The sequence below is a fragment of the Falsiroseomonas sp. RANM36 genome (assembly GCF_056682175.1).
The window spans coordinates 1,733,574-1,736,508 of the sequence record NZ_JBWXTD010000003.1; the positions used below are offsets into that span (position 1 = coordinate 1,733,574).

2 protein-coding genes are annotated in these 2,935 nt (G+C 74.4%); both read right to left on the bottom strand.

What is annotated here, in order from left to right; genetic code table 11:
* Positions 1-105 precede the first annotated feature (105 nt).
* Positions 106-1,746 (bottom strand): lytic transglycosylase domain-containing protein, encoded by a 1,641-nt coding sequence (locus AC1MIR_RS13270; protein ID WP_480028623.1) that lies wholly within the window; start codon positions 1,744-1,746, stop codon positions 106-108.
* A 309-nt stretch (positions 1,747-2,055) separates the two neighbouring features.
* The gene (locus AC1MIR_RS13275) at positions 2,056-2,832 is read right to left on the bottom strand and encodes a uracil-DNA glycosylase (protein WP_480028624.1); all 777 of its coding nucleotides are present in this window, start codon (positions 2,830-2,832) and stop codon (positions 2,056-2,058) included.
* Between the last annotated feature and the right edge of the window lie 103 nt (positions 2,833-2,935).

Genomic DNA, 2,935 nt, shown 5'->3' on the forward strand with positions numbered 1-2,935 from the left:
GGTGGGGGCGGCTCGCGGCGCGGGGCCGGGCGCACCCCCCGGCCGGCGACGATCGCCGCGGCGCGCGGCGCGCCAAAGGGGCGCGCCAAAGGGACGGGAGGATCTTCAGTTGGCGCGGCGCACCATCGCCGAGACCTGCTCGGTATCGGAGAAGCGGGGGAACTGGCCGGCGGCCAGCGCATCCAGGCTCGGCGCCGGCAGGCCGAGCCGGGCGGCGTAGATCCAGGAATAGGCCAGCACGCGCTGCACGAAGCTGCGCGTCTCGGTCACCGGGATGCTCTCGATGAACAGGAAGGGATCGGTGCGGTGGCGCACCGCCGGCAGCCAGCGGGAGAGGTTGCCCGGCCCGTTGTTGTAGGCCGCGAGCACGCGGATCAGGTCGCCCTCCACCTGGTCGTGCCGGGCGAGATAGGCGACGTAGCGCTGCCCCACCTCCAGCGAGAAGCCCGGGTCGTGCAGCCGCCGCACGCCGGCGCCGCGCAGCGAGGCGTCGCCGGTCACGTAGCTGGCGGTCGCCGGCATGATCTGCATCAGCCCGCGCGCCCCGGCGGGGGAGACGGCGTTCGGATTGAAGTTCGATTCCTGGCGCGCGAGCGCATAGATCAGCGCGGGGTCCATGCGGAAGCCGTGCATTGGGCGCAGCTGCGGCAGCGGGAAGCGCGCGAAGTCGCGCGGGCGCCCGTCCGCGCTCTGCTGCAGCGCGGCAAGCTGTGCGGCGAGGTCGGTCATGTTCGCCTGGGAGGCGATGACCAGCATCGCCCGCATCACGCCCGCATTGCCCTGCACGCGCGGCCAGAGGGCGCGCATCTCCGCCTCGGCCCGGTCGGCCTGGCCGACCTGGAGCAGCGCAAGCGCGCGCCAGCCCGCGGCGCTTTCCGCGATGGCCGCCGCCTCGCCCTCGCCGGCCAGCTCGCGCTCCCAGGCGAAGCCCATCGGCAGGCCGAGGGAGCGGCGTGCCACCAGGCCGTAGAAGGTGCGCGGCTCCTGCGCCGCCTGCATCATCCAGGGCACGTAGGAATGCGGCCGCCGGGCCCGCACCGCCGCGCGGGCGGTCCAGAAGGCGGCGGCGGAGCGCACGGCGGGGGAGGCGGCCTCGGCCCGCGCCGCGGCCTCGAAATAGGGCAGGGCGAGATCGGGGCGGTCCATCCCCCAGGCGGCGAGGCCGGCGACGAGGGCGGGGAAGCCGGTGCCGCCGGCATTCCGCGCGGCGGCGCTGGCGACGCGGAAGGCCTCCTCGTCATTGCCGGCCTGGAACAGGATCTGCGCCACATCGGCCTTCAGCAGCGCCGCATAGGCGGTGCTCGCGCGGGACCGCTCGATCGCCGACAGCGCGGCCGAGACCTGGCCGTTGCGGGCCCGGTCGCGCACCGTCCGGTCGAGCGCCGGGTTGCGCGAGACCTGCCTTGCGGGCGGGTCGTTCTCCTCGGGCACCACCTCGCCCTGCTCGGGCAGGGCGTCGCGCACCGGTGCGGGCGGCAGCTCCGTGCCGCGCGGTGCCTTGCGCACCAGCAGCGCATGCACCGCCGGGGCGTCCGGGTGGTCGGCATAGTCCGACAGCCAGGCCAGCAGGTCCGGGACCTGCACGGCATAGCCGCGCGCCCAGCGATCGGCGAGGACATGGCCGAGCAGGCGGCGGTCGTCGAGCCGCTCGATGTCGCGCGCGGCCTGCGCCATCTCGCCCCGCGCCTGCAGGTCGAAGATGCGCCGAAGCCGCGCCGCGTCGGACGGCGCTAGGGGTTGCGGCAACCCGGCGACCCCACCCTGCAGAGCAGGACGGGGAACGCTCATGGCGGTCTGGTCGGCCCGTTGCCCGAAGGCGGGGACCTGAGCCCCCGCGATCATCGTTGCCCCCACGAGGAGCAGCAGCGTCAGACGACGGGTGCTGCGAGCCGGGCGGGGGCACCGGGCCATGGGGCAGATCGCTCGCATGGCGCCCTTCCCCTACAGGCCGATCTTAAGGGGTGTAAACCCCTTGGCGCCGCCCGAATCTCGCCACGCGAGACGCCCCTTAACAAATCAGGGTGTTCGACCGCGTTCTTGATGAAGATTTCTGCCTCACGCGGGCGTGATCGCGCCGTCCAGGGTCCGACGGAGCAGCAGAAGGTCGGCCCAGGCGTCCTTCTTCGCCGCCGGGCTGCGCAGCAGATAGGCGGGGTGCAGCGTGGCGAGGGCCGGCAGCCGGCCGAGCCCCTCGACCTCCAGCCCGTGCCAGCGGCCGCGCAGCCGCGTGATGCCGTCCTTCGCGCGCAGCAGCGTCTTGGCCGAGACGCCCCCCAGCAGCACCAGGTGCCGCGGCCGCACCAGCGCGATGTGGCGCAGCAGGAAGGGCAGGAACAGCGTGATCTCGGCGTCCGTCGGCGTCCGGTTCCCCGGCGGCCGCCAGGGCAGGATGTTCGTTACGTAGAAATCGCGCTGCCGGCTGAGCCCGATGCTCGCCACCATCCGGTCCAGCAGCTGGCCGGAGACGCCGACGAAGGGTTTTCCGAGACGGTCCTCGTCGGCGCCCGGCGCCTCGCCGATCATCATCAGGCCGGCCTCGGGGTTGCCGTCGGAGAAGACGAGGTTGGTCGCGGTGTCGCGCAGCGTGCTCTCGGTGGCGGCGATGGCGGCCTTCAGCGCGTCCAGGCTGTCGGCCTCCGCGGCCAGTCGCGCCGCCGCGCCCGGGGCGGGCACCAGCGCGAGCGGCGCAGCCGATGCGACCGCCGGGCGGGCGGGTGCCTGCGCCTGCACCGCCGGTGCGGCGAAGCGGTCCACCGGCAGGTCCGCGAGCGCGTCGTCCGCGCCCCATTCCACCTGCAGCCTGAGCGCGGCGAGCAGCGCCTCTCTCTCCATGGCGCCGATATCGGCGCGGCGCGGGGGGGCGCGCCAAGGCCCCCCCGGGGAAAAACCCCGCCGCCCCCCGGCCCCCCGCGAAAAAAGCAATGAGGAGCCCGCC

What these genes read in the sequence shown, in the direction of transcription:
- AC1MIR_RS13275 (WP_480028624.1), bottom strand. Translation starts at nt 2,832, where the DNA reads ATGGAGAGAGAGGCGCTGCTCGCCGCGCTCAGGCTGCAGGTGGAATGG.